Source organism: Pseudomonas sp. JAI111, assembly GCF_024809425.1.
GTDB lineage: Bacteria > Pseudomonadota > Gammaproteobacteria > Pseudomonadales > Pseudomonadaceae > Aquipseudomonas.
Map to the genome: position 1 here is coordinate 87,167 of NZ_JANUCB010000006.1, position 25,540 is coordinate 112,706.

The 25,540-nt window shown below is 59.5% G+C and carries 20 protein-coding genes and 1 pseudogene; 8 read left to right on the top strand and 13 right to left on the bottom strand.

All coding sequences use genetic code 11. From position 1 onward, the window contains the following. Positions 1–167: 167 nt before the first annotated feature. The 6 genes from HNR03_RS19490 to mreB all read right to left on the bottom strand — a co-directional run bounded on the left by HNR03_RS19490 (position 168) and on the right by mreB (position 9,031). Positions 168–3,971: a YhdP family protein gene (locus HNR03_RS19490; protein WP_259155239.1), complete on the bottom strand. Its 3,804-nt coding sequence runs from the start codon at positions 3,969–3,971 to the stop codon at positions 168–170. 75 nt (positions 3,972–4,046) lie between these two features. Then, positions 4,047–5,504, bottom strand: a complete 1,458-nt coding sequence (gene rng / locus HNR03_RS19495; RefSeq protein WP_090175503.1) for a ribonuclease G — start codon at positions 5,502–5,504, stop codon at positions 4,047–4,049. A gap of 57 nt (positions 5,505–5,561) precedes the next feature. Further along, positions 5,562–6,158, bottom strand: a complete 597-nt coding sequence (locus HNR03_RS19500) for a nucleoside triphosphate pyrophosphatase (protein ID WP_259155240.1) — start codon at positions 6,156–6,158, stop codon at positions 5,562–5,564. A 46-nt stretch (positions 6,159–6,204) separates the two neighbouring features. Then, positions 6,205–6,696, bottom strand: coding sequence for a rod shape-determining protein MreD (mreD, locus tag HNR03_RS19505; protein ID WP_222589782.1), 492 nt, complete (start codon positions 6,694–6,696; stop codon positions 6,205–6,207). Then, on the bottom strand, positions 6,696–7,850 hold the full coding sequence (gene mreC / locus HNR03_RS19510; RefSeq protein WP_259155523.1) for a rod shape-determining protein MreC: 1,155 nt from the start codon (positions 7,848–7,850) through the stop codon (positions 6,696–6,698). Before mreC ends, mreD begins: the two co-directional genes overlap by 1 nt. A 143-nt stretch (positions 7,851–7,993) precedes the next feature. Continuing rightward, on the bottom strand, positions 7,994–9,031 hold the full coding sequence (gene mreB, locus HNR03_RS19515) for a rod shape-determining protein MreB (protein ID WP_002555108.1): 1,038 nt from the start codon (positions 9,029–9,031) through the stop codon (positions 7,994–7,996). Between the two features lie 210 nt (positions 9,032–9,241). On the opposite strand from mreB, the gene gatC reads away from it, so the two are divergent. The 6 genes from gatC to HNR03_RS19545 all read left to right on the top strand — a co-directional run bounded on the left by gatC (position 9,242) and on the right by HNR03_RS19545 (position 14,463). Beyond that, positions 9,242–9,529, top strand: a complete 288-nt coding sequence (gene gatC / locus HNR03_RS19520) for an Asp-tRNA(Asn)/Glu-tRNA(Gln) amidotransferase subunit GatC (RefSeq protein ID WP_007901429.1) — start codon at positions 9,242–9,244, stop codon at positions 9,527–9,529. A 16-nt stretch (positions 9,530–9,545) separates the two neighbouring features. Then, the gene (gene gatA / locus HNR03_RS19525; RefSeq protein WP_259155306.1) at positions 9,546–10,997 is read left to right on the top strand and encodes an Asp-tRNA(Asn)/Glu-tRNA(Gln) amidotransferase subunit GatA; all 1,452 of its coding nucleotides are present in this window, start codon (positions 9,546–9,548) and stop codon (positions 10,995–10,997) included. Between the two features lie 10 nt (positions 10,998–11,007). Next, a complete protein-coding gene (gatB, locus tag HNR03_RS19530) occupies positions 11,008–12,453 on the top strand; it encodes an Asp-tRNA(Asn)/Glu-tRNA(Gln) amidotransferase subunit GatB (RefSeq protein ID WP_222589780.1) in 1,446 nt (481 codons plus the stop codon). A 148-nt stretch (positions 12,454–12,601) separates the two neighbouring features. Continuing rightward, a complete protein-coding gene (locus HNR03_RS19535; RefSeq protein WP_259155307.1) occupies positions 12,602–12,976 on the top strand; it encodes a septal ring lytic transglycosylase RlpA family protein in 375 nt (124 codons plus the stop codon). Between the two features lie 51 nt (positions 12,977–13,027). Continuing rightward, complete coding sequence (locus HNR03_RS19540; protein WP_259155524.1) at positions 13,028–14,086, top strand: calcium/sodium antiporter; 1,059 nt, start codon at positions 13,028–13,030, stop codon at positions 14,084–14,086. A 41-nt stretch (positions 14,087–14,127) separates the two neighbouring features. Then, positions 14,128–14,463, top strand: coding sequence for a carboxymuconolactone decarboxylase family protein (locus HNR03_RS19545; protein ID WP_405046066.1), 336 nt, complete (start codon positions 14,128–14,130; stop codon positions 14,461–14,463). A 138-nt stretch (positions 14,464–14,601) separates the two neighbouring features. Here HNR03_RS19545 and HNR03_RS19550 read toward each other — a convergent pair whose 3' ends face one another. The 5 genes from HNR03_RS19550 to kdgD form a co-directional block, all read right to left on the bottom strand. Then, on the bottom strand, positions 14,602–15,543 hold the full coding sequence (locus tag HNR03_RS19550) for an AEC family transporter (RefSeq protein ID WP_259155309.1): 942 nt from the start codon (positions 15,541–15,543) through the stop codon (positions 14,602–14,604). Positions 15,544–15,728: 185 nt separating this feature from the next. Next, entirely contained in the window at positions 15,729–17,282 is a 1,554-nt protein-coding gene (gene garD / locus HNR03_RS19555) for a galactarate dehydratase (RefSeq protein WP_222589776.1), read from the bottom strand. An 11-nt stretch (positions 17,283–17,293) separates the two neighbouring features. After that, positions 17,294–18,661 carry an MFS transporter gene (locus HNR03_RS19560; protein ID WP_259155310.1) on the bottom strand — a complete coding sequence of 456 codons (1,368 nt, stop codon included), beginning with the start codon at positions 18,659–18,661 and terminating at the stop codon, positions 17,294–17,296. A 174-nt stretch (positions 18,662–18,835) separates the two neighbouring features. After that, on the bottom strand, positions 18,836–20,281 hold the full coding sequence (locus HNR03_RS19565) for an aldehyde dehydrogenase family protein (RefSeq protein ID WP_259155311.1): 1,446 nt from the start codon (positions 20,279–20,281) through the stop codon (positions 18,836–18,838). Between the two features lie 61 nt (positions 20,282–20,342). Beyond that, the gene (kdgD, locus tag HNR03_RS19570) at positions 20,343–21,254 is read right to left on the bottom strand and encodes a 5-dehydro-4-deoxyglucarate dehydratase (RefSeq protein ID WP_090175535.1); all 912 of its coding nucleotides are present in this window, start codon (positions 21,252–21,254) and stop codon (positions 20,343–20,345) included. Positions 21,255–21,391: 137 nt separating this feature from the next. Here kdgD and HNR03_RS19575 point away from each other — a divergent pair. Both HNR03_RS19575 and HNR03_RS19580 read left to right on the top strand, forming a co-directional pair. Beyond that, a pseudogene (locus tag HNR03_RS19575) lies at positions 21,392–21,844 on the top strand (phospholipase); the annotation flags it as partial. Between the two features lie 409 nt (positions 21,845–22,253). Further along, the gene (locus HNR03_RS19580) at positions 22,254–22,634 is read left to right on the top strand and encodes a hypothetical protein (protein ID WP_259155313.1); all 381 of its coding nucleotides are present in this window, start codon (positions 22,254–22,256) and stop codon (positions 22,632–22,634) included. 158 nt (positions 22,635–22,792) lie between these two features. Here HNR03_RS19580 and HNR03_RS19585 read toward each other — a convergent pair whose 3' ends face one another. Both HNR03_RS19585 and HNR03_RS19590 read right to left on the bottom strand, forming a co-directional pair. After that, complete coding sequence (locus tag HNR03_RS19585; protein ID WP_259155314.1) at positions 22,793–23,539, bottom strand: FadR/GntR family transcriptional regulator; 747 nt, start codon at positions 23,537–23,539, stop codon at positions 22,793–22,795. Between the two features lie 222 nt (positions 23,540–23,761). Beyond that, the gene (locus HNR03_RS19590) at positions 23,762–25,489 is read right to left on the bottom strand and encodes an ABC transporter ATP-binding protein/permease (protein ID WP_259155315.1); all 1,728 of its coding nucleotides are present in this window, start codon (positions 25,487–25,489) and stop codon (positions 23,762–23,764) included. Positions 25,490–25,540 lie beyond the last annotated feature (51 nt).

The window sequence follows — 25,540 nt, forward strand, 5'->3', positions numbered from 1 at the left end:
ATCTGGAATCAACACATACCTGTAGGGATTGTCGAGTGAAACGAGGCTGCGATCTTTTGATTTTGCTTTTTAACATCAAGATCAAAAGATCGCAGTCTCGTTTCACTCGACAGCTCCTACAGGGGACTTACGGCCATGCTACTCCATCGGCCTGAAGCGTGGCGCTGTCAAAAAGGTTTGTCGTAGGTGATTTTCGGCTCTTTCCACGGTCCTTTGACCGTGTATTTCACGCTGGCGAAACGGGCCACGCGGTCTCCGATCAACTTGTCGATCAGGAACAGCGCCCCGCCAACCGCCGGTGCGCCGACGATCAACGCGGCAATCGGCAGATTGTTGGTCACCGGCAACGTCACCATCAATTTGGCATCGATCTGGTCACCGACCAGGTTCAGCGTGCCGTTGAGCTCAACATTGCTCGAAGGTCCGGTCATCTGGATGGGCTCCTTGGTCACGTAAACGCCGTTGGTCGCAACCAGCAGGCCTTTGACCCGGTCATAACTCAGGCCTTTGCCAAACAAGTCGGAGAAGTCCAGGCGCAGACGGCGACCGATGGAGTTGAAGTTGAGCAGGCCGAAAACCCGCAGGGCCTGGGCACCGCCCTCGACTTCAACGAACTGGCCTTTGCTCAGCGATGCATCCAGGGTACCGGAGAAACGCTTGCTCGCCAGCCAGGCTGGGGAGCCCGGCCAGCGACCATCCACGTCCATACGAAACTCTTCGCTGGTGACGCTCGGCGCAAAGCCCCAGCCTTTGAGTACATCGGCAAGGTTCTTGCCACTGATTCGCCCCTTGAACCAACTGCTGGAACTCCCCGGTATCCCTTCCCAGCCACCATTGCCCTGCAACAGAATGCCCTTGAGCCCCAAGTCCAGGGTATTGAGCGCAATGCCTCTGGCGGTCGGTCGGATTTTCAGATACCAGGCACCGACCAGGTCTTGCCCCTGGAATAGCTGATTGATGGTGATATCCAGTGCAGGGATTTTGGTCGGGTCTACGGAGGCCAGCGGATCCGGCGAATTCTCGTCGGCCAGCACTTTAGGATCCGGCGCCGGCAAGCGCACGGTTTGCAGATTGATCGCAATCGGCGCGCCCTGCGCATCCGGGATGCTCGCGTTGCCCTTGACCTGCTGACTGTCGAGCTGCAGGGCCCACGCGGCGGATTTGCGGTTCAACTGCACCGACGCCTGATCGAGCGTGGTGCCGATGCCGCTCAGCTTGCCAACCTTGAAGTCCGCGCTGCTGAGCAGTTGCTTGGCACTGCCGCCCGGGTCCTGGCCGGCGTACTTGTCCGCCAAATCTTTCCAGGGGCCAACATCCAGTTCCGACAGCACGCCACGCACTCGAAGGCCTTTGGCGCCAGGCAGGACAGCAGCGCCGCCGCCGAGGAACAACTCACCGCGACCATCGGCAAAATTGCCGGGCGGCGCGGCGAACGTGAAGTTTGCCAACTCACCATAGTTGACCCAATAGCGCCGCTCCTGTCCCTGCAGGGTCATGCGGAACGTGGTGTCGCGTCCGGCTTCAGCAGTCATGCCGAACGGTGCAGGCAAATCGATAGCCACGCCTTTGAGACTGGAATTGACCATCAACTGGCTGTCAGGCCCGTCGAGGTTCAGTTGCAACTGATACGGGATCAAACCGGATGCCGGCAGCGGTTGGGTCACGTTCAACCAGTCCGTGAGTTTCTTGACCTCTACCTGACCAGATGCGCTGACACGGGTCTTGATATTACCCGGGCTGCCATCGGCAAAAATCTGCGCGGTGACCGGCCTGTCGAAGGCCCGAGCAGTAATGTTCTGTCCGCTCAACCCCTTGGTGCTGTCAAAACGGAAATCGCCTTTGAGTTGCGTCAACTCCAGCGCAGGCTCGGCCAGCTTCAAGCGGGCCTTGGCTGTCTTGAAGTCGACGAGAATTTTCGGCTGCTCGCCTTTTACCAAGGGAATGTCCAGTTTCAACTTGCCTTGCAGATCGCCATCACCTTCCCATCCGGCAAAGGTGTCAGCCGTGCCGATCGGAGCTTCCTGAAGAATCTTCAAGCCATCGCCCAATCCGCCGGCGAACCCGCCGTCGAGGAACAGGTGAACGCTTTGCCCGGCCGGCACATGGGGAATATTGACGTAGATGTCGCTGACCAGGGTGTTGAGCAACTGGCCCTTGCTGGCCAGGATCCGCACACCGCTGTCTTCGACAAACACATCACCGCTCACCTTGCTGACATGTGGCCAGCCTGGCTGAAATGCCAGTTCGGCGTCATGCACCTTGAAGAACAGGCTGATGCTGCGGGCGGTGTCTTCGGCGCCATGGTTCAGCGAGCCTTGATACTGGAAGAAACCCTGGTCTACCGCACCTTTGAGAATCGCTGTGCGCAGCCATTCGTCCAGTGCCGGGCTGAGCATGGTCGGCAGGTATTTGGCGGTGTAGCGACCGTCGCCATCCACCAGGCCAACCCGCAGGTCCATGTAGTCTTCCTGGGTATGGTCGAAATGCAGGCGGATCAGGAAGTCGCCGGCAATCTTGCCCTCTTCGCCCAGCACCTTGAGGTACGGCGCGATCAGGGTGAAGCCATCTTTGTCGAGCTTCCAGGTCAGCCGGGCATTGGCCTGGATGTATTGCCATGGCTTGGCAAAGATCGGGTCAAGGTGCAGGACAAAGTCCTTGCTGTCCATCCGCAGTTCGCCCTGACCGAGGTCGCCGCTGATGCTGCCGCTGACATTTCGCGCCGCCGGAGCACCGTGATAGGCGTCGAAGCCGACCTGGTCGAGGTTGGCGGCAAAGCTGAACTTGCTGTCGTCGGTGGCATTGGGCCGCAGATCGATCAGCACGTTGCGTAGACCACCGGTGACCTTGAGTCGCTCGATCGCGGTGGCAACACCTTCCGGTAGCGGCCCCAAGGCATTCATCAGCGGCGTGAGCGGGGTGAGATCGAGGCGATCGGCTTGCAAGTGCCAGACTTCGTCAGCCTTATCGGTCGCGATGCTCTGGCGCAGTTGCAGGTGCGATTCCCAGCGGCTCGCGCCAAGGTTCATGGCCAGGGAATCCAACGTCACCAGCATGCCTTCGGAGCTGCGCTGGAAATAGCCATTGAGCGCCAGGTTGTTGATCTGGATCGGCTTGCGTTCGGCGTAGGCGCCCTTGAGCTGTGGCGCGTTCAAGCGAATGGCAGCGCTTTGCAGCTCGCCCTTGCCCCAGGTCACCCAGAGTTCGCCACCGGCCTTGATCTCGGAGAAATTCCATTGCCGGGTCAGGCTCCCGGGCAGCCATTTCGACCAGTCGCTTTGCGGCAGGCTCAGGTACGCCTCGGCTTCGCCATCCTTCCATTCGCTGGCGCGAATACGGGTGCGCACACTCATGGCCAACGGTTGGCCATCGGGCAGGGTCAAACGGGCGTCGAGTCGCTGGCGGGACACGCCGGTTTTCAGGTTCAGGCCCACGTAGGTCAGGGTCAGCGGCGGCTGATCCAGTGGCAGCAACGTCACCTGGCTGTCGATCACTGACAATTGCGCGACCATTTGCATGCGATTGAGCAATTGCTCAGGGTCGAGCGGCTGGTCCTGTTGCACCGGCAGACCTTCCAGCGCCCATTTCCCGTCCAGGCCTTCCTTGAGGCTGATCTTCAGGCCATTGAGTTCCAGATGAGCGATGCGCACTTCGCGCGCGAGCAAGCTTTCCCAAACGTCCGGCACCGCCCGCACCTGATCCAGACGCAGGGCATTGGAGCCCTCGCCGACCGTGACATCGTGCGCCAGGAGGATCGGCGCGAACCCGCTCCAGTTGCCTTCCAGCTTACCGATCTGCAGCGACATGCCAAGGGCGGCGCTGGCTTTGGTTTCGACGTCGGCTCGATATTCGGCCACCAGAGGCGTCAACTCCCGGCCGAGGCTGACGTATAACGCCATCAACACCAATACCAACGCGCACAGGCCAAGACCCCAGCGGGTCAGTGCGGCCAAAATGCGTGTCAGACGTTCCATGTCAGTTGGCTCCCATGGCAAAAATGCTGCAAAAAGCTGAGGCCAGCCGATTTAGTGAGGTTGAAACACAACGATTCAGAGCAGCACCACGTCGTATTGTTCCTGGGAATACATGGTTTCCACCTGAAACCGGATGGTCCGCCCGATAAATCCTTCCAGTTCGGCGACATTGCCCGACTCCTCGTCGAGCAAACGATCGACGACTTTCTGGTTCGCCAATACACGATAGCCTTCCGCTTGATAGGCGCGTGCCTCACGGAGGATTTCGCGAAAAATTTCATAACAGACCGTTTCCGGCGTCTTCAATTTGCCGCGTCCCTGACAGCTGCTGCACGGTTCGCAGAGCACTTGCTCAAGACTTTCGCGGGTGCGCTTGCGGGTCATCTGCACTAGGCCCAACTCGGTGATACCGATGATGTTGGTCTTGGCGTGATCGCGCTCAAGTTGCTTCTCGAGGGTACGCAAGACCTGGCGCTGGTGCTCTTCGTCTTCCATGTCGATGAAGTCGATGATGATGATTCCGCCCAGATTGCGCAGGCGCAGTTGGCGTGCGATGGCGGTCGCGGCTTCGAGGTTGGTCTTGAAAATGGTTTCTTCGAGGTTGCGATGCCCCACGAACGCGCCGGTGTTGACGTCGATGGTGCTCATGGCTTCGGCCGGATCGACCACCAGATAACCGCCGGACTTGAGCGGCACTTTGCGTTCGAGGGCCTTCTGGATTTCGTCTTCGACGCCGTACAGGTCGAAGATGGGCCGCTCGCCCGGGTAATGCTCCAGGCGATCAGCGATCTCCGGCATCAATTCGGCGACGAACTGCGTGGTTTTCTGGAAGGTTTCCCGGGAATCGATACGGATCTTCTCGATCTTCGGGCTCACCAGGTCACGCAAGGTGCGCAACGCCAGGCCGAGGTCTTCGTAGATCACACTCGGTGCGCTGATGGTCTTGATCTGTTCGTTGATCTGATCCCAGAGACGGCGCAGGTAACGAATGTCCATCAGGATTTCATCGGCGCCCGCCCCTTCGGCGGCCGTGCGCAGGATGAAACCGCCCGCCTCCTTGATGCCTTCTTTGTCCACGCAATCGGTGACCACTTGCTTGAGGCGTTCGCGCTCCGCTTCGTCCTCGATCTTCAGCGAAATGCCGACGTGGGCCGTACGCGGCATGTACACCAGGTAGCGCGATGGAATCGATAACTGAGTGGTCAGGCGCGCGCCCTTGGAACCGATCGGGTCCTTGGTGACTTGTACCACTAGGCTCTGGCCTTCATGGACCAACGCGCTGATGCTTTCTACCGCGGGCCCTTCACGCAGGGAAATTTCCGAGGCATGTATGAACGCGGCGCGGTCCAGTCCGATATCGACGAATGCGGCCTGCATGCCCGGTAACACCCGCACGACCTTGCCTTTATAGATATTGCCGACGATCCCGCGCTTTTGCGTGCGCTCGACGTGGACCTCTTGCAGAACACCGTTTTCGACCACCGCCACGCGCGATTCCATCGGCGTGATGTTGATCAGGATCTCTTCACTCATGGCAGGGTCTCGTTCAGGCATGTTCACGATAATGGCCGCATCTTGTCAGAACGACGCTCAGCGCGCGTTAAGGGTTTGCCAACAGGGTATGCCGAAATGGCCCAGCAGCTCGCAGGTTTCGCACAGCGGCAACCCGACCACAGCCGAGTAGCTGCCATTGAGCCCGGCGACAAACACCGCGCCCAGTCCTTGAATCCCGTAGCCGCCAGCCTTGTCACGGGGTTCGCCGCTGGCCCAGTAGGCCGCTGCTTCTTCGCGACTGATGTCGCGAAAGCGCACCAGGCTGCGCACAACCCGAGACTCACAGAGTTCGCCGTCGAGCACCGCAATGGCGGTCAATACTTCGTGTTCCTGACCGGCCAACAACATAAGCATGGCGCACGCATCGGCTTCGTCCACCGGTTTGCCAAGAATTTTCCCGTCGAGTACCACGGCGGTGTCGGCACCCAGTACGCAAAAATCTTCACCTGACGCGAGCGTGCCGCGCCCGGCTTCGGCCTTGCCACGCGCGAGGCGTTCGACATAAGCCGACGGGGATTCATGTTTTAGAGGGGTTTCATCGATGTCCGCACTGATGGCGGAGAACGGCACGCCGATCTGCGTGAGCAGCTCACGCCGACGCGGCGAGCCTGAGGCGAGGTATAACTTCATCAAGACATCTCCCTTGTCTACTGCCAATACGGGCCAATGCCTGACCGAATCAAGTAATTTTGTAGCGTCGACGCAACCCGCGCAAACCGTAGCTGACCCAAGGCCAGAGCAAGGCACTGACCAGAGCAGGCAAGACCAGCGCCAGAGTCGGCTGGCGGTTGCCGGTCAAGGCGCTCAACCACAGCTGAACAAGCTGGGCGAGGCCGAAGATCACCAGGATCACCAGGCTTTGTTGCCACATCGGGAACATGCGCAGGCGCTGTTGCAGTGACAGCACCAGAAAGGTGATCAGTGTCAGGATTAACGCGTTCTGACCCAGTAATGTGCCGTAGAGCACGTCTTCAGCCAGACCCAGGCACCACGCGGTGACCATGCCGACTTTTTGCGGCATGGTCAGCGCCCAGAAGGCCAGCAGCAAAGCCAGCCACAAGGGACGCAGGATTTCCATGAACTGTGGCAGCGGCGAAACGCTGAGCAGCATGCCGATGGCGAAGGTCAGCCAGACGATCCAGCCGTTTCGCGATGCAGTCGCACCGACCATTATTCTCGTCCCCCAGTAGAGGCTGGCGCGGAGGCAGGCGGCTTGGCAGCAGGCTTCGCGGCAGCGGGTTGAGTCGCAGGCGGTTTGGTGGCCGCCGGCTGCGTGGCGGGAGGCTTGGCGGCCGAGTGTCGGGTGGTCGCGGGCTTGGCCGGGGTTGCCGCAGCCGGTGCAGCTGCCGGAACAGCCGGATTAGCCGGAGCCGCCGCGGGTGCAGCTGCCGGTGTCGGCACCAGGGCAGGCTTCGATACGGTGGCCGGGAAGATCGGTCCGCCGCCGTGCTGATCCAGGGCTTCCTGAGCCTGTGCGGCTTCATTGGCGCGCTCTTCAGCGGTACGACCGTCGCTGAACACCAGCAGCAGGTAACGACTGCGGTTCAGGGCGGCGGTCGGCACGGCGCGCACGATGGCAAAGGGCTGGCCGGAATCGTGGATCACTTCCTTGACCGTTGCCACCGGGTAACCGGCCGGGAAACGCTGGCCCAAGCCTGAGCTGACCAGCAGATCGCCTTCCTTGATGTCTGCCGTATCGGCCACGTGGCGAAGTTCGAGGCGTTCCGGGTTACCGGTGCCACTGGCAATCGCGCGCAGCCCGTTGCGGTTTACCTGCACCGGAATGCTGTGAGTGGTGTCGGTCAGCAGCAGCACGCGAGAGGTGTAAGGCATCAGTTCAACCACCTGCCCCATCAGGCCCCGGGCATCGAGCACCGGTTGACCGAGGATCACACCGTCGCGCTCACCTTTATTGATGATGATGCGATGGGTGAAAGGGTTGGGGTCCATGCCGATCAACTCGGCCACTTCGACCTTCTCGTTGACCAGCGCGGAGGAATTGAGCAACTCGCGCAGCCGAACGTTCTGCTCGGTGAGGGCCGCCAGCTTTTGCATGCGCCCCTGCAACAACAGGTTTTCGGTCTTGAGTTTTTCGTTTTCGGCGACGAGTTCGGTACGGCTGCCAAATTGGCTGGCCACACCCTGCCATAGCCGCTGCGGCAGGTCGGTGATCCAGTAAGACTGCATCAGCACCAGCGACATTTGGCTACGCACTGGCTTGAGCAGTGTGAATCGGGCATCGACCACCATCAGGGCGACCGAAAGCACGACCAGCACTAATACGCGCACGCCCAGTGAGGGGCCCTTGGTGAAAAGCGGTTTAATAAGCCGCTCCTCCCAGGCAAATTGTTTCTTTATTCATACGGCATCAAACCGGCCTGGATGCAGAGTGACAGAAGATAAACGCCAACAGGCAGCACTGCAAAGTGCCGCCTGCGCGCTCAACAGCATAGATGCGATCCGGCGACTTATTCGCTGGAAAGCAGGTCCATGGTGTGCTTGTCCATCATCTCCAACGCACGACCACCGCCGCGAGCCACGCAGGTCAGCGGGTCTTCGGCGACGATCACCGGCAAACCTGTTTCCTGGGCCAGCAACTTGTCGAGGTCACGCAGCAAAGCGCCACCACCGGTCAGTACCAGGCCACGCTCGGCGATATCGGACGCCAGTTCCGGAGGCGATTGCTCCAGGGCACTTTTGACCGCCTGAACGATGGTTGCCAGAGACTCTTGCAGAGCTTCCAGCACTTCATTGGAGTTCAGGGTGAAAGCGCGTGGAACGCCTTCGGCCAGGTTACGGCCGCGAACGTCGACTTCACGCACTTCGCCGCCCGGGTAGGCCGTACCGATTTCCTGCTTGATGCGCTCGGCAGTGGATTCGCCGATCAGGCTGCCGTAGTTACGACGCACGTAGGTGATGATCGCTTCGTCGAAGCGGTCGCCGCCAACCCGTACGGATTCGGCGTAAACCACACCGTTCAGGGAGATCAGTGCGATTTCAGTGGTACCACCACCGATATCGACGACCATCGAACCGCGCGCTTCTTCAACCGGCAGGCCGGCACCGATCGCAGCAGCCATCGGCTCTTCGATCAGGAACACTTCACGGGCACCGGCACCAAGGGCCGATTCACGGATGGCACGACGCTCAACCTGGGTGGATTTGCACGGAACGCAGATCAGCACACGAGGGCTAGGCTGCAGGAAGCTGTTTTCGTGAACCTTGTTGATAAAGTATTGCAGCATCTTTTCGCAGACGCTGAAGTCGGCAATCACGCCATCCTTCATCGGACGAATGGCAGCAATGTTGCCCGGCGTTCGGCCGAGCATGCGCTTGGCTTCGGTGCCGACAGCAACGACACTTTTCTGGTTACCGTGTGTCCGAATAGCCACAACCGATGGCTCATTCAGGACGATACCGCGCTCGCGCACGTAAATAAGGGTGTTGGCAGTGCCCAGGTCAATGGAAAGATCGCTGGAAAACATGCCACGCAGTTTCTTGAACATGGGAAAGGGACCCTAGGCAACGCGTGGGTAAAAAAGTGCGGCAAACTCTAACAACGACAGGGATTTTGGGCAAGGCGCCAATATGTTAAATTGGCCGCTTTTCTGTGCACCAACCCCCACAATCGCGGCCTTATGACCGTAGAAATGCGGTAGTGTTCCGACAATCTAACACACGGACGACGTCCGTTCTGTTTTCCACTGGAGATTCCCATGGCGCTTGAACGCTCCGACGTGGAAAAAATCGCTCATCTGGCCTGCCTTGGCCTTAATGATGCCGATCTTCCACATATTACTTCGGCCCTGAACAGCATTCTCGGGCTGGTCGACGAAATGCAGGCGGTCAATACCGACGGTATCGAGCCGCTCGCCCACCCACTGGAAGCCAGCCAGCGCCTGCGTGCAGACGTCGTGACCGAGACCAATCATCGCGAGGCCTACCAGTCCATCGCACCAGCGGTCGAAAACGGCCTGTACCTGGTTCCGAAAGTCATCGACTAAAGGGAAAGAGCCTGCAATGCATCAAATGACTCTGGCCGAGATCGCCCGCGGTCTCGCCGATAAAAAGTTTTCTTCCGAAGAGCTGACCAAAAACCTGCTGGCGCGTATCGCCCAGCTCGATCCTCAGCTCAACAGCTTCATCACCCTCACCGAAGACCTGGCGCTCCAGCAGGCGAAAGCCGCTGACGCACGCCGTGCCAACGGAGAGACCGGCGCCCTGCTCGGCGCGCCGATCGCGCACAAAGACCTGTTCTGCACCCTGGGCATCCGCACCAGCTGCGGCTCGAAGATGCTCGACAACTTCAAGGCGCCGTACGACGCCACGGTCGTCGCCAAGCTGGCCGCTGCCGGGGCCGTGACCCTGGGCAAGACCAACATGGACGAATTCGCCATGGGCTCGGCCAACGAGTCGAGCTACTACGGCCCGGTGAAAAACCCGTGGAACCTGGAACACGTTCCGGGCGGTTCGTCCGGCGGTTCGGCGGCGGCGGTTGCCGCGCGCCTGCTGCCAGCGGCCACCGGCACCGATACCGGCGGCTCGATCCGCCAGCCCGCGGCACTGACCAACCTCACCGGCCTGAAACCGACGTACGGTCGCGTTTCGCGCTGGGGCATGATCGCCTATGCGTCCAGCCTCGATCAGGGCGGCCCTCTGGCCCGCACCGCCGAAGACTGCGCGATCCTGCTGCAAGGCATGGCCGGTTTCGACCCGCAGGACTCCACCAGCATCGACGAGCCCGTGCCTGATTACAGCGCCAGCCTCAACGGATCGCTGCAAGGCCTGCGCATCGGCGTGCCGAAGGAATATTTCGGCGCCGGTCTCGACCCACGCATCGCCGACCTGATCATGGCCAGCGTCGAAGCACTGAAAAAACTCGGTGCCGTGGTCAAGGAAATCAGCCTGCCGAACATGCAGCACGCGATTCCCGCGTACTACGTGATCGCTCCGGCGGAAGCGTCTTCCAACCTGTCGCGTTTCGACGGCGTGCGTTTCGGCCATCGCTGCGAAAACCCGAAAGACCTGATCGACCTGTACAAACGCTCCCGTGGCGAAGGCTTCGGCCCGGAAGTGCAGCGCCGGATCATGGTCGGCGCCTACGCGCTGTCGGCCGGTTACTACGACGCCTACTACCTTAAGGCGCAGAAGATCCGTCGCCTGATCAAGAACGACTTCATGGCCGCCTTCAATGAGGTCGACATCATTCTCGGCCCAACCACGCCGAACCCGGCCTGGAAGCTTGGCGCCAAGAACAGCGACCCGGTCGCGGCGTACCTGGAAGACGTGTACACCATCACCGCCAACCTCGCGGGCCTGCCGGGCTTGTCCATGCCCGCCGGTTTTGTCGATGGTCTGCCGGTCGGCGTGCAATTGCTCGCCCCGTATTTCCAGGAAGGCCGCTTGCTCAACGTTGCGCATCAGTACCAGTTGAACACTGACTGGCACACTCGCACCCCAACCGGCTTCTGAGGAGAAACACATGCAATGGGAAGTCGTGATCGGGCTGGAGATTCATACCCAGCTCACCACCCGGTCGAAAATCTTTTCCGGTAGTTCCACCACTTTCGGTTCCGAGCCGAACACCCAGGCCAGCCTGGTAGACCTGGGCATGCCCGGCGTTCTGCCGGTGCTGAACCAGGAAGCGGTGCGCATGGCGGTGATGTTCGGCCTGGCCATCGATGCCGAAATCGGCCAGCACAACGTGTTCGCCCGTAAAAACTATTTCTACCCGGACCTGCCCAAGGGCTACCAGATCAGCCAGATGGAGTTGCCGATCGTCGGCAAGGGCCACCTGGACATCGCCATGGAAGACGGCACGATCAAACGTGTCGGCGTTACCCGCGCGCACCTGGAAGAGGACGCCGGTAAAAGCCTGCACGAAGAATTCAACGGTGCCACCGGCATCGACCTGAACCGTGCCGGCACGCCGCTGCTGGAAATCGTTTCCGAGCCGGACATGCGCAGCGCCAAGGAAGCCGTGGCCTACGTCAAGACGATCCACGCGCTGGTGCGTTACCTGGGCATCTGCGACGGCAACATGGCCGAAGGCTCGCTGCGTTGCGACTGCAACGTGTCGATCCGTCCAAAAGGCCAGGTTGAGTTCGGCACGCGCTGCGAGATCAAGAACGTCAACTCGTTCCGCTTCATCGAGAAGGCGATCAACAGTGAAGTTCGCCGTCAGATCGAGCTGATCGAAGACGGCGGCAAAGTGATCCAGCAGACCCGCCTGTACGATCCGAACAAGGACGAAACCCGTCCGATGCGCAGCAAGGAGGAAGCCAACGACTACCGTTACTTCCCCGATCCGGACCTGCTGCCCGTGGTCATCGAAGACTCGTTCCTCAATGACGTGCGCGCCACCCTGCCGGAATTGCCACCGCAGAAACGCGAGCGCTTCCAGGCGCAGTTCGGCCTGTCGGTCTATGACGCCAGCGTCCTGGCCACCAGCCGCGAGCAAGCCGATTACTTCGAGAAAGTCGTGGGCATCAGCGGCGACGCCAAGCTGGCCGCCAACTGGGTCATGGTTGAACTGGGCAGCCTGCTGAACAAGCAAGGCGTGGAAATCGACCAGTCGCCGGTCTCGGCCGAGCAACTGGGCGGCATGCTGCTGCGCATCAAGGACAACACCATCTCCGGCAAAATCGCCAAGGTGGTGTTTGAAGCGATGGCCAACGGCGAAGGCAGCGCGGACGAGATCATCGACAAGCGTGGCTTGAAGCAAGTGACCGACAGCGGCGCGATCTCGGCGGTGCTGGACGAAATGCTCGCGGCCAACGCCGAGCAGGTCGAGCAATACCGCGCGGCAGACGAAGCCAAACGCGGCAAGATGTTCGGCTTCTTCGTCGGCCAGGCCATGAAAGCCTCCAAAGGCAAGGCCAACCCGCAACAGGTCAACGAGCTGCTCAAAAGCAAGCTCGAAGGCTGATGAAAATGGAGCCAGCATTCAAACCTGGCTCCACTCCTTGTGGGAGCCAGCCTGCTGGCGATAGCGGTCTGACATTCAACATATCCGTGTCTGACACTCCGCAATCGCCAGCAGGCTGGCTCCCACATTTGTTTTCGGGAAACCTTCAATGAAGCGTCTGCTCAGCCTTTGCGCCCTGCTCTCTTTACTGGCCGGTTGCGCCAGCAACGACATCATCGATCCGCACGGCTACGACAAGACCGGCATGGCTTCGTATTACGGCGTTAAACATCAAGGCAAACGCACCGCCAGCGGTGAGCGTTTCAACAAGAATTCCCTGACCGCCGCCCATCGCCAGTTGCCGTTCGGCACGCGGGTGAAGGTCACCAATCTGAATAACGACAAGTCCTGCGTGGTCCGCATCAACGATCGCGGGCCGCATGCCCGTGGGCGCCTGATCGACGTGTCACATGCTGCGGCCGAGCGGTTGGGCATGCTCGGCAGTGGCACCGCGCGCGTTCGCGTGCAAGCCCTCGACGATTAACAGCCGGAGCCCAAAACCATTTTCGGACTTGATGACTTACCCCTGATCAGCCTGATTGAATTGTTCGTTGGCCTGCTGTTGCTGATCGCCGGCGCTGAACTGATGGTGCGCGGCGCCGTGCGTCTGGCGGCGCGCCTGCATGTGCGGCCGCTGATCATCGGGCTGACCATCGTCGCCCTTGGCAGCAGCGCGCCGCAAATGGCGGTCAGCCTGCAAGCTACCCTGGCGCAAAACGCCGACATCGCCGTCGGCAGCGTGATTGGCAGCTGCATCTTCAACATCCTGGTCACCCTGGGCCTTTCGGCGTTGATCATTCCGCTACGGGTTTCGCGGCAGCTGGTGCGTCTGGATATTCCGCTGATGATCGGCGCCAGCCTGCTGGTGTTCGTACTGGCCTGGAACAAAGAGCTGGATCGTGTGGACGGCTTGATTCTGTTGGCCGCGCTGGTGTTGTACCTGGGCTTGTTGCTGCGCCAGTCGCAGCATTCGGCTCGCCCGCCCTCACACGACGAAACACCGAAGGCACCGTGGGTCAGCAGCGTGCTGATGATCATCGTCGGACTGGCCATGCTGGTGTATGCCGCTCACTTGTTGCTGGGCGCCGCCGTGGCGGTCGCCACCGACCTGGGGCTGTCGGAACGAATCATCGGCCTGACCATTGTCGCCATCAGCACTTCACTGCCGGAGCTGGCCACCTCATTGATCGCCGCGTTGCGCGGTCAGCGCGATATTGCCGTGGGCAACGTCATCGGCAGCAACCTGTTCAACCTTCTGGGCGTGCTCGGTTTGACGGCGCTTGTTGCGCCTTCGCCGCTGTCTGTTTCGCCCAACGCCCTGGATTTTGACTTGCCGGTGATGCTCGGCGTCGCAGTGCTGTGCCTGCCGCTGTTCTACACCGGCTACCGGGTGACCCGCGCCGAAGGCTTGCTGTTTCTGGGGCTGTACCTCGCTTACGGCTTGCACGTGGTGTCATTCACCACCGGCATGCCGCTGGCCGGCAAACTCGAACACCTGATGCTGTTTTTCGTCCTGCCGGCGCTGGTGGCGTATCTGCTGTTTACGTCGCTGCGCGCCTGGCGTCGCCAACACCACAAGAGGGAAATGCCGTGACCGACAACAAAAAGCCTGGCGTTGAAGTCCGCCGCCAAGTGATGGGCGACGCCTTCGTCGACCGCGCACTGGGCAATGCCACCGAGTTCACCCAGCCGCTGCAGGATTTCGTCAATGAACACGCCTGGGGCAGCGTGTGGAATCGCGAAGGCCTGCCGTTGAAAACCCGCAGCCTGATCACCCTCGCCGCGCTGACCGCATTGAAGTGCCCGCAGGAATTGAAAGGTCACGTGCGTGGCGCGCTGAACAACGGTTGCACCGTGGAAGAGATTCGCGAGGCGCTGCTGCATTGCGCGGTGTATGCCGGTGTGCCGGCGGCGATCGATGCGTTTCGGGCGGCGCAGGAAGTGATTGATAGCTATCAGAAGCCGGAGTGATTATTCGAGAGTTGCGGTGACAGGTCTGCCGTCATCGCGAGCAGGCTCACTCCTACAGTAGTTTTGTGTCGATCACATACCTTGTGGGAGCGAGCTTGCTCGCGAAGAGGCCCTGAAGAACAACCCAAAATCCCTGGGCTAGATCCACCCGCCCCACTGCAACAAAAAGATCCCGATGTTGGTGGTAATCGCCGCCATCAACGTCGTAATGACGATGATCGCCGCCGCCAGTTCGTGATTGCCATTGGCCTGACGCGCCATGACGAAACTGGCGGCTGCAGTCGGGCTGCCGAAATACAGAAACAGAATCCCCAACTCCGCCCCGCGAAAACCCCATAGCCATGCCCCCAGCGTTGCCAGCACCGGCAGGCCGATCATCTTCACCAGGCTTGAGCTGAGCGCCATCGTGCCGCTCTTGCGCATTGCCGCCAGCGACAACGTGCCGCCGATGCAGATCAGCGCCAACGGCAAAGTAGTCTGCGCCAAGTACTGACCGGAGGTTTCCAGCCACCCCGGCAAACCGATCTTGAAATAAGCAAATGGCGCCGCCGCAAACACGCTGATGATCAGCGGGTTGATCATCACGCTTTTAAAGATGCTCCACGGATCGGACTTGATCACCGGGCTGTAGACCGCGAGCACGATGGTCGAGAGTGTGTTGTAAAACAGGATCACCAACGCCGCGAGAATCGCCCCGAGGGAAATGCCGTAAGCGCCATACATGCTCGCCGCCAGTGCGAGGCCGATGACGCCGTTGTTGCCGCGAAACGCGCCTTGGGTGTAGATCCCCCGGTCTTCGCGCGGGCACTTCCAGATCGCCCAGCCCCAGGCAATGGCGAAACTCACCAAGGTGGCGAGCGCGAAGTAGATCAGCAGCGCCGGTTGCAGCGCGGCGTGCAGGTCGGCATGCAGGATGCCCAGAAACAGCAACGCCGGCATGGTGACGTTGAACACCAGGGCTGACGCAGTGTGGATAAAGTTGTCGTTGATCCAGTTGATGCGCTTGAGCAGCACACCCAGAAACAGCATGGCAAACACCGGCGCGGTGATGTTCAGGGTTTCGAGGAAGATAGCCAGCATGCCGGGGGAACCTTGGGTGGGCGTCGTTAGGGGGCTAATGATAAGCCACCAAGTCCTCTGGCGTCTGTTAGACCGCTATCGCGAGCAGGCTCGCTCCCACATTTGTTCAGTGCCGAACACAAAATCTGTGTACGGCGAAAATCCACTGTGGGAGCGAGCTTGCTCGCGATGCTGGCGACTCGGTATCAGGTAATTGGCGCCGGGTTAAACAAGGTGATGTCGTTATGCAGTTTGTGCTGCTCGGCCCACGTCTGCTTTTTCCCGCTCGCCACGTCCAGGTAGTAGTGGAACAACTCCCAACCGAGGTCTTCAATCGAGGCCCGTCCGGTAGCAATCCGCCCGGCATCGATGTCAATCAGGTCCGGCCAGCGCTGCGCCAGTTCCGTGCGCGTCGAGACCTTCACCACCGGCGCCATCGCCAGACCATATGGGGTGCCGCGCCCGGTGGTGAACACATGCAGGTTCATCCCGGCCGCCAGTTGCAACGTCCCGCAGACAAAATCACTGGCCGGGGTCGCGCAGAAAATCAGCCCTTTGCGCTTGAAGCGCTCGCCAGGGCCCAGCACGCCGTTGATCGCGCTGCTGCCGGATTTGACGATCGAGCCCAAGGACTTTTCGACAATGTTCGACAACCCGCCTTTCTTGTTGCCCGGTGTGGTGTTGGCGCTGCGATCCGCTTCGCCCTTGGCCAGGTAACGGTCGTACCAGTCCATTTCCCGCACCAGTTCCTCGGCGACTTCCTTGGTTTCGGCGCGGGACGTCAGCAGGTAAATCGCGTCGCGCACTTCGGTGACTTCGGAAAACATCACCGTCGCACCGGCACGCAGCAGCAAGTCCGAGGCAAAGCCCAACGCCGGGTTGGCGGTGATGCCGGAAAAGGCATCGCTGCCGCCGCACTGCATGCCCAGAATCAGCTCGGACGCCGGCACGGTTTCCCGGCGACGCTGATCAAGCTTCTTCAAGCGGATCTCAGCCAACGCCATGATCTGCTCGATCATCTCGGTGAAACCGTGACTGGAATCCTGCAAGCGATACAACCACGGATCGCTCAGGTCCACCGAGCTGTCGTTCTCATGCATCACCTGCCCGGCCTGCAATTTCTCGCAACCGAGGCTGATGACCAAGGCTTCGCCGCCCAGGTTCGGGTTGCGCGCCAGGTTGCGCACGGTACGGATCGGAATGTAGGCGTCGGTGGCGGTGATGGCCACGCCACAACCGTAACTGTGGGTCAGCGCTACCACGTCATCGACGTTCGGATAGAGTGGCAGCAACTCTTCCTTGATGCGCTTGACCGCATGGTCGAGCACGCCGGTCACACACTGAACCGTGGTGGTGATCCCCAGAATGTTGCGCGTGCCGACGGTGCCGTCGGCATTGCGATAACCCTCGAACGTGAAACCTTCCAGCGGTGCCTGCGCGGCCGGCACATCGGTGGACAGCGGCAGGCTGTCCAGCGGTGGCGCGGTGGGCATGCGCAGTTGATCTTCCTTGACCCAGCTGCCGCGTGGAATCGGCTGCAGCGCATAGCCGATGGTCTGGCCGTAACGAATGACCTGGCCACCCTCGGGAATATCTTCTAGGGTGACTTTGTGGCTCTGCGGGACGAAGTCCACTGTCACCAGGCCATCGGGAAACTCGGTGCCGGCCGGCACGCCCTGGTCATTGACCACGATCACGACATTGTCCCGCTCGTGCAGGCGGATGTAGCGCGGCGAGTCGGAATGTTCAATCAACTGCATGACGCCGCTCCTCAGGAATGCGCTTGAGATAATTTGTTGTTGGTTTCAGGGCCGTTGACTGGCGGCTCCTTGAGCACCACACGTTTGATCGGACCGACGATCACCAGGTAGCTGAACACTGCAACCAGTGCGTTGCAACCGACAAACACCAAGGCCCATTTGAACGAACCGGTGGAGCTGATGATGTAGCCAATCACGATTGGCGTGGTGATGGACGCGATGTTGCCGAACATGTTGAACAGGCCGCCACTCAAACCGGCGATCTGTTTTGGCGAGGTGTCGGACACCACCGCCCAGCCCAATGCGCCAACGCCTTTACCGAAGAACGCCAGGGCCATGAAGCCGACCACCATCCATTCGATGTCCACATAGTTGCAGGCCACGATGCTGCTGGAAACCAGCAAACCGGCAATGATCGGCGCCTTGCGGGCGAAGGTCAGGGAATGGCCCTTGCGCAGCAGGTAGTCGGAAATCACCCCGCCGAGCACGCCACCGATGAAGCCGCAGATCGCCGGCAACGAAGCGATGAAACCTGCCTTGAGAATGGTCATGCCACGTTCCTGCACCAGGTACACCGGGAACCAGGTCAGGAAGAAGTAGGTGATACCGTTGATGCAGTATTGGCCCAGGTAAACGCCGAGCATCATGCGGTTGGTCAGCAACTGGCGAATGTAGTCCCACTTCGGCCCGTCGGTTTTCTTGCCTTTGCCTTTGTCCTGGTCCATGTCGACCATGCCGCCGTTGTCGGCGATGTGCTTGAACTCGGCTTCGTTGATCATCGGGTGCTGACGCGGGCTGTGGATAACTTTCAGCCAGATCAGCGAGAACACGATGCCGATGCCGCCCATTACCACAAACACGTGCTGCCAGCCGAAGCTGTAGACGATCCAGCCCATCAGCGGCGCGAACAACACGGTGGCAAAGTATTGTGCCGAGTTGAAGATCGCCGAAGCAGTGCCGCGTTCAGCCGTCGGGAACCAGGCCGCCACGATGCGCGCGTTACCGGGGAAGGATGGCGCTTCGGCCAGACCCACCAGGAAACGCAGCATGAACAGCGCAACGATCGCCGTGGACATGCCGAACTCACCGACATAACCCTGCAGCACGGTGAACAGTGACCAGGTGAAGATGCTCAGTGCGTAGACTTTTTTCGAACCGAATCGGTCCAGCAGCCAGCCACCGGGAATTTGCCCGGCCACGTAGGCCCAACCGAATGCAGAGAAGATATAACCGAGAGTGACCGCGTCGATGCCGAGGTCTTTTTGCAGGCTGGAGCCCGCGATGGCGATAGTGGCCCGGTCGGCGTAGTTGATCGTGGTCACCAGGAAAAGCATGAGCAGAATCAAATAGCGGACGTGGGTCGGCTTGGTCGCTTGCATGTAGATGTACTCCCACTGATTATTTTTATGCGCGGGTGAAACGGGTGTGTTCCCTGTAGGAGCTGTCGAGTGAAACGAGGCTGCGATCCTTTGATCTTAAAAAGCAAAGATCGCAGCCTCGTTTCACTCGACAGCTCCTACAGGGGATGCGGTATCGGGGGATACCGCGGTGTATCAGGAACCGATGTAGCTGGTCTTCACGACCGTGTAGAACTCTTGCGCGTAGCGACCTTGCTCGCGGGAACCATAGGATGAACCTTTACGCCCACCGAATGGAACGTGGTAATCCACGCCCGCCGTCGGCAGGTTGACCATCACCATCCCGGCCTGGGAGTGGCGTTTGAAGTGGTTGGCGTACTTCAGCGATGTGGTGGCGATACCCGCCGACAAGCCGAATTCGGTGTCGTTGGCCATGGCCAGTGCCGCGTCGTAATCCGCTACGCGAACCACGTTGGCGACCGGGCCGAAGATTTCTTCGCGGCTGATGCGCATCGCGGCTTCGCTGTCGGCAAACAGCGTCGGCGCGAGGTAGTAGCCTTCCGTGTCGCAGGTCACCAGACCACCGCCGCTGACCAGACGTGCACCTTCGGACTGGCCGATGTCGATATACTTCATGTCCTGTTCAAGCTGAGCCTGGGAAACCACCGGACCGATGTCGGTGCCGGCTTTCAGCGCGTGACCAACCTTGATCGACTTCATGCGCTCAGCCACGGCTTCGACGAACTTGTCGTGAATCCCGGCAGTAACGATAAAACGACTCGAAGCCGTGCAGCGCTGACCGGTGGAGTAGAACGCACTCTGCACCGACAACTCGACCGCTTGCTTGAGGTCGGCGTCGTCGAGAATGATCTGCGGGTTCTTGCCGCCCATTTCCAGCTGAACCTTGGCCTGGCGCGAGACGCAACTGACCGCGATCTGACGACCGACACCGACCGAACCGGTGAAGCTGATGCCGTCGACTTTAGGGCTCTGCACCAGCGCATCACCAACCACTCGACCGCTGCCCATCACCAGGTTGAACACGCCGGCCGGGAAGCCTGCGCGGGAGATGATTTCGGCCAGCGCCCACGCGCAACCTGGCACCAGATCGGCCGGTTTGAGCACGACGCAGTTGCCATAAGCCAGGGCCGGAGCGATTTTCCACGCCGGGATCGCAATCGGGAAGTTCCACGGTGTGATCAGACCGACCACACCCAGCGCTTCACGGGTGACTTCAACGTTGACGCCCGGGCGCACCGACGGCAGGTAATCACCGGACAGACGCAAGGTTTCACCGGCGAAGAACTTGAAGATGTTGCCGGCGCGGGTCACTTCACCGATGGCTTCCGGCAGGGTCTTGCCCTCTTCCCGGGCCAGTAGCGTGCCGAGCTCTTCGCGACGGGCGAGGATTTCAGTGCCGACTTTATCCAGCGAGTCATGGCGAGCCTGAATGCCGGAAGTCGACCAGGCCGGGAACGCGGCGCGAGCGGCGTCGATGGCCGCATGGACCTGGGCCAGATCGGCCTTGGCGTAGTTGCCGATGGTGTCGGTCAGTTCGGACGGGTTGATGTTGGCGCAGTAATCGCTGCCTGCCACCCATTCACCGTTGATGTAGTTATCAAAACGCTTTGAATCTGCCACGAGATGTTCTCCTCACGCAAAAGGCCGCTGATCACTCAGCGGCCTTGTTTAATCGGGTGTGTTATTGCGCACCTTGCTTGTCGATCAACGCGGCGAGCATTTCGTACTCTTCGCCGGTCAGGTCGGTCAGCGGCGCACGCACAGGACCTGCGTCATAGCCGGCAATTTTTGCCCCGGCCTTAACGATGCTCACTGCGTAACCGGCTTTGCGGTTACGGATGTCCAGGTAAGGCAGGAAGAAGTCGTCGATGATCTTGCCGACAGTGGCGTGATCGTCGCGAGCAATCGCGTGGTAGAAATCCATCGCGGTTTTCGGGATGAAGTTGAACACCGCCGATGAGTAAACCGGCACGCCCAGGGCCTTGTAGGCCGCTGCGTAAACTTCGGCGGTCGGCAAACCACCCAGGTAGCTGAAGCGATCACCGAGGCGGCGACGGATCGATACCATCAACTCGATATCGCCCAGGCCGTCCTTGTAGCCGATCAGGTTCGGGCAGCGCTCGGCCAGACGTTCCAGCAACGGTGCAGTCAGGCGGCAGACGTTGCGGTTGTAAACCACCACACCGATTTTTACCGATTTGCACACGGCTTCAACGTGGGCGGCAACGCCGTCCTGGCTGGCTTCGGTCAGGTAGTGCGGCAGCAACAACAGGCCTTTGGCGCCCAGACGCTCGGCTTCCTGTGCGTATTCGATGGCTTGACGGGTCGAACCGCCAACGCCAGCCAGGATCGGCACGCTGGTTTCGCAAGTGTCGACGGCGGTCTTGATGATTTCCGAATATTCGCTGGCCGCCAGAGAGAAGAACTCACCGGTGCCGCCCGCGGCGAACAACGCCGTGGCGCCGTATGGGGCCAGCCATTCGAGACGCTTGATGTAGCCAGCGCGATGGAAATCGCCCTGGGCATTGAAATCGGTGACCGGGAAAGACAGCAGGCCGGAAGAGAGGATGGACTTCAGTTCTTGTGGATTCATTATTCGAACACCCTGGGTAGCGACGTATGTTTGTGTGAGAAACCGTTCAGCTTTCGCCGAGTTGTAGGTCATCGTACAACTTAAAATACAACCGTCAACTGCATTTCATCGCCGATATCAAAATTTGAGTCGGAAAAGGTGTGATGCGAAAGGAAATCGCCGCGGCCAATCAGGCGTTCAAGGATGGTAAGCAGCCTTAGGGGCTATCAGGCCCTTGGAGATACGTTGTCAGAAGAGCGGAACAAGATCACCAGTGGCGGCAGTTTCGTCTCGGCCCCGTTCCCGCTGGGGCGTTACCTGAAACTAGCCGGCCAAAAATGCCGATCACTGCGCACCGACCTGTTTCCACAGGGCATTTGCGAGTGCTGCGCAAACAGTTGGCAGCGGCGGTCACGCCAAGCGATCTGGGATCGTTGATCACCCGTTTCATGCACGACGAGGACAACAAGCTCGGCCTCAATGTGCGCAATGGCAGCGGCGATCAGTGGCGAACATATGGGGACTAGCACTACTTCGATGCCACTGACAGCGCCAATCGCGCCCAGGTGAATCAAGTGGTCCAGGTGTCCGCGGATGAAGTGTTCGCGGCGATTAAATTGAAACTGGAATTAGTTTCTGGGAAATCGCTTAAGGGGGCGCCGTTGGAGTTGTGATCCAACAGGGCGCCGATGGCCTGAGGGGAGTTGTTGATAAGCATTGAAGTGTAACGTTCGATGTAAATCTGCGGTGGCTCAGTTGGCCATGCGGGTGGATCGTTCGATTCTGAAAACTGGTTGAAATTAATGGCCCCATCGCGAGCAGTCTCGCTCGCCGGCAACCACTGTGTGGAGTGACCCTGCTCCCTATGACATTCCCCAAGGCGGGGCGGAATTCTCAAGCTTTAGGATCGACGACCGCTTGTCGGAACTGACATTTCTGACAGTAGGCGAATAAAGAGGAGGCTGATCAACTGAAATAGCGTCTGGAGAGTTGCAATATTAAATATTCGGAGATAGAAATATGGACATCATTGAATTAAAGAAAACGCATAACTCTGCAAATTCAACTGATCTGAAGGCACCTACTGCCCCTCAAACAAACGGCTACCATCTCAAACTAAGCGAAATTGGTAACATCTTTGAATTGGGGTTCGAGTACGACGGAAAAGAAGTTGATCAGAAAGGTTATGTTTATATAGATATATATAATGAGAAAGAAAAGCTTTATACATGGACCGGTGGCCTGGAAATCAAAACGAACGAACTTGAAATCAGAGGTTTCGACAGCGAAATCATGTTTGAAGACATTATCAAAGAGGGCATGGCGATATTTTATTATGTAGTCGATATCGGAAGCGTAAATAGAAAGTCCGCCTCACTCTTTCTGAAGGTGTTGCGTTAGCCAGGCAGTCGACCGCTCTAGACAAGGCAGTCAATCAGAACCGACCATCGCGGAAGACGTTTTCGAAAAAAAATTTGGTCCCAGGCGCTACCGCCAAACTGCGCTACAGCGTGACCTCTGCATCCGGTGACACTGCTGACTTTCCTGGCCTGGGTGCCTCAACGCTGCGCCTGCGCCTCTTCATGCGCCTGGCGCAGTCGTTCGCGGCTGTTGGTCAGGTGCAAACGCATCGCCGCTCGCGCTGCATCCGAATCCTGGCGCGCAATGGCGTCGTAAATCTCTTCGTGCTCACGGCTCAGGCGATTCATGTAGTGCTGCTGGTCATCATGGGCCAGCCGCGCGGAATTGAGGCGGGTGCGCGGAATAATGCTGGTGCCCAGGTGGGTCATGATGTCGGTGAAGTAGCGATTGCCGGTCGACAGGGCGATTTGCAGGTGAAACTGGAAATCCGACGCCACGGCATCGCTGGCATGGGAGACGCTTTCGTTCAATGCGTCCAGAGCCGCTCGCATCAATGCCAGCTGCTCGGGGCTGCGACGTTGCGCGGCAAGGCCGGCGGATTCCACTTCCAGGCTGATGCGCAGTTCCAGAATCGCCAGTACGTCGCGCAGCGTGACAACAGTGGCCGGGTCGATACGGAAACCGCTTGGGCTCGGTGTGTCGAGCACGAAGGTGCCGATGCCGTGACGGGTTTCCACCTGTCCGGCGGCCTGCAAGCGGGAAATCGCCTCGCGAACCACGGTGCGGCTGACGCCATGGGCATCCATGATTGCCGACTCGGTGGGCAATTTGTCGCCACGTTTGAGGTGGCCGTCGCGGATCTGCTCGGACAGCACCGTCACCAATTCCTGTGCGAGGCTGCGGCGCTTGCGAGGGAGGCGGGGTGCGTCGATCGGGTTTTCCATGGTGAACGTCTTTCTCGAAAAATTCGGCTGAAACCGCATCATAGCTCAACACGGTTGTACGATCACCCGCGATCCACGGGATCAAATCGCCTGATCGCTGAAACCTTGTAGGAGCTGTCGAGTGAAACGAGGCTGCGATCTTTTGATGTTGTTTTTTAACAGAGCAAGATCAAAAGATCGCAGCCTCGTTTCACTCGACAGCTCCTACTTTGGCGGTGGTGGTTATGCGGTTACTGTTTGGTCCACCAAATGGCCGTTCTCGATTCGCACATGCCGTGGATGGAAACGCTTCAGACTGCTGCGATGGCCGACGCTGAGGATACTCAGTCCCGGAATCTCATCGATCAAGGCCTGATACAACGACCCTTCATCCTCTTCGTCCATCGCCGAGGTGGCTTCGTCCATGTACAGCCACTTCGGTGCAAACAGCAGCGCGCGGGCGAAGGCCAGCCGTTGCTGCTCGCCCGGCGACAACATGCGCTGCCAGTGATTGGCTTCGTCCAGACGCGCGACGAGGTGCGGCAAACGGCAGGTTTCCAGCACGTGCACGTAACGCTCATGCGGATACGTATCGCCGGCCTGTGGATAACTCAGCGCTTCGCGGAGCGTACCAATGGGCAGATAAGGTTTTTGCGGCAAGAACAGATAACGCGAGGTCGGCAGACGAATACTGCCGTGACCGGCGGGCCACAGATGCCCCATCGCTCGCAGCAAGGTCGATTTGCCGCTGCCGGAACGCCCGCTGAGCATCACGCGCTCGCCCTCCTCCACCGTCATCTCGGCGTTGGTCAGCAAGTGGCGACCGTCAGCCAGATCGAGACCGAGGTTGTGCACGCGCAATGCCGTACCCGCGTTCTGCACGTCGATGGCTGGCGCACGTTCTTCGTTGTCAGCCATGGCTTGGCGGAAGCTCAGGAGACGATCACAGGTGGCGCGCCACTCGGCGAGGTCCTGGTACGCACTGATGAACCAGCTGAAGTTCTCCTGCACATTGCCGAACGCGGAGTTGATTTGCATCAGCTCACCGAGCTCGATCTTGCCGGCAAAGTAACGCGGCGCCGCGACCATGAACGGGAAGATGATTGCGATCTGAGCATAACCGGACGTGAAGAAAGTCAGGCGCTTGGACACTTTCATGATGTCCCAGAAGTTGTGCCAGACCAGACCGAAGCGACTGCTCAGTCGGCGGTTTTCGTTGGGCTCGCCGTTGTACAACGCGATGCTCTCGGCATTCTCGCGGACCCGCACCATGGAGAAACGCAAGTCGGCTTCGTAACGTTGTTGGTTGTTGTTGAGGCCGATCAAACGACGACCGATCACATGCGTCAACCAGCTGCCGACAGCGGCGTAAACCAGTGCGCACCAGAACATGTAGCCGGGGATCGTGAAGCCAAACACTTCGATGCTGCCCGACACGCCCCACAAAATGATCGAAAACGACACCAGGCTGACGATGTTGCGTATCAGCCCGAGGCCCAGGCCCAAGGTGTTGGTGGTGAATTTATTGAGGTCTTCGGAAATCCGCTGGTCCGGGTTATCGGTGTAGCCGCCCTGCTCCAGCTGGTAGTAATTCTTGCTGCCCAGCCAACGGGCGAAGTGTTTTTCGGTGAGCCAGGCTCGCCAGCGAATGGTCAGCATCTGGGTCAGATAGAGCCGGTACACCGCTCCCAGGATCGCCACCGCCGCAATGCCACAGAAATACAGAATCAGCTGCCAGAAGGCTGCTTCGTCCTTCTTTTGCAGGGCGTTATAGAAATCCTTGTACCAACTGTTGATCCACACCGAAATCGCCACGCTGAACAGCGACAGCGCAATCACGGCGATCAGCAACGTCCAGGCCTTGCCCTTCTCTTCGCTGCGCCAATAAGGCGTGGTCATCGCCCAGACTTTGCGAAAAAACTGCCCGCGTACAGCATCGTTGACCGCGGAATATTCAGCGTTCTGATTCATGGATAAGGCTCAATAAAGAAAAGAACACACACGAACCGATCATAGATGATC

Coding starts and splice junctions, on each gene's coding strand:
- rng (WP_090175503.1), bottom strand. CDS start 5,504: ATGAGTGAAGAGATCCTGATCAACATCACGCCGATGGAATCGCGCGTG.
- gatB (WP_222589780.1), top strand. CDS start 11,008: ATGCAATGGGAAGTCGTGATCGGGCTGGAGATTCATACCCAGCTCACC.
- HNR03_RS19550 (WP_259155309.1), bottom strand. CDS start 15,543: ATGCTGGCTATCTTCCTCGAAACCCTGAACATCACCGCGCCGGTGTTT.
- HNR03_RS19560 (WP_259155310.1), bottom strand. CDS start 18,661: ATGCAAGCGACCAAGCCGACCCACGTCCGCTATTTGATTCTGCTCATG.
- garD (WP_222589776.1), bottom strand. CDS start 17,282: ATGCAGTTGATTGAACATTCCGACTCGCCGCGCTACATCCGCCTGCAC.
- HNR03_RS19490 (WP_259155239.1), bottom strand. CDS start 3,971: ATGGAACGTCTGACACGCATTTTGGCCGCACTGACCCGCTGGGGTCTT.
- kdgD (WP_090175535.1), bottom strand. CDS start 21,254: ATGAATCCACAAGAACTGAAGTCCATCCTCTCTTCCGGCCTGCTGTCT.
- HNR03_RS19590 (WP_259155315.1), bottom strand. CDS start 25,489: ATGAATCAGAACGCTGAATATTCCGCGGTCAACGATGCTGTACGCGGG.
- HNR03_RS19535 (WP_259155307.1), top strand. CDS start 12,602: ATGAAGCGTCTGCTCAGCCTTTGCGCCCTGCTCTCTTTACTGGCCGGT.
- gatA (WP_259155306.1), top strand. CDS start 9,546: ATGCATCAAATGACTCTGGCCGAGATCGCCCGCGGTCTCGCCGATAAA.
- gatC (WP_007901429.1), top strand. CDS start 9,242: ATGGCGCTTGAACGCTCCGACGTGGAAAAAATCGCTCATCTGGCCTGC.
- HNR03_RS19585 (WP_259155314.1), bottom strand. CDS start 23,539: ATGGAAAACCCGATCGACGCACCCCGCCTCCCTCGCAAGCGCCGCAGC.
- HNR03_RS19545 (WP_405046066.1), top strand. CDS start 14,128: ATGGGCGACGCCTTCGTCGACCGCGCACTGGGCAATGCCACCGAGTTC.
- mreD (WP_222589782.1), bottom strand. CDS start 6,696: ATGGTCGGTGCGACTGCATCGCGAAACGGCTGGATCGTCTGGCTGACC.
- mreB (WP_002555108.1), bottom strand. CDS start 9,031: ATGTTCAAGAAACTGCGTGGCATGTTTTCCAGCGATCTTTCCATTGAC.
- HNR03_RS19580 (WP_259155313.1), top strand. CDS start 22,254: ATGGACATCATTGAATTAAAGAAAACGCATAACTCTGCAAATTCAACT.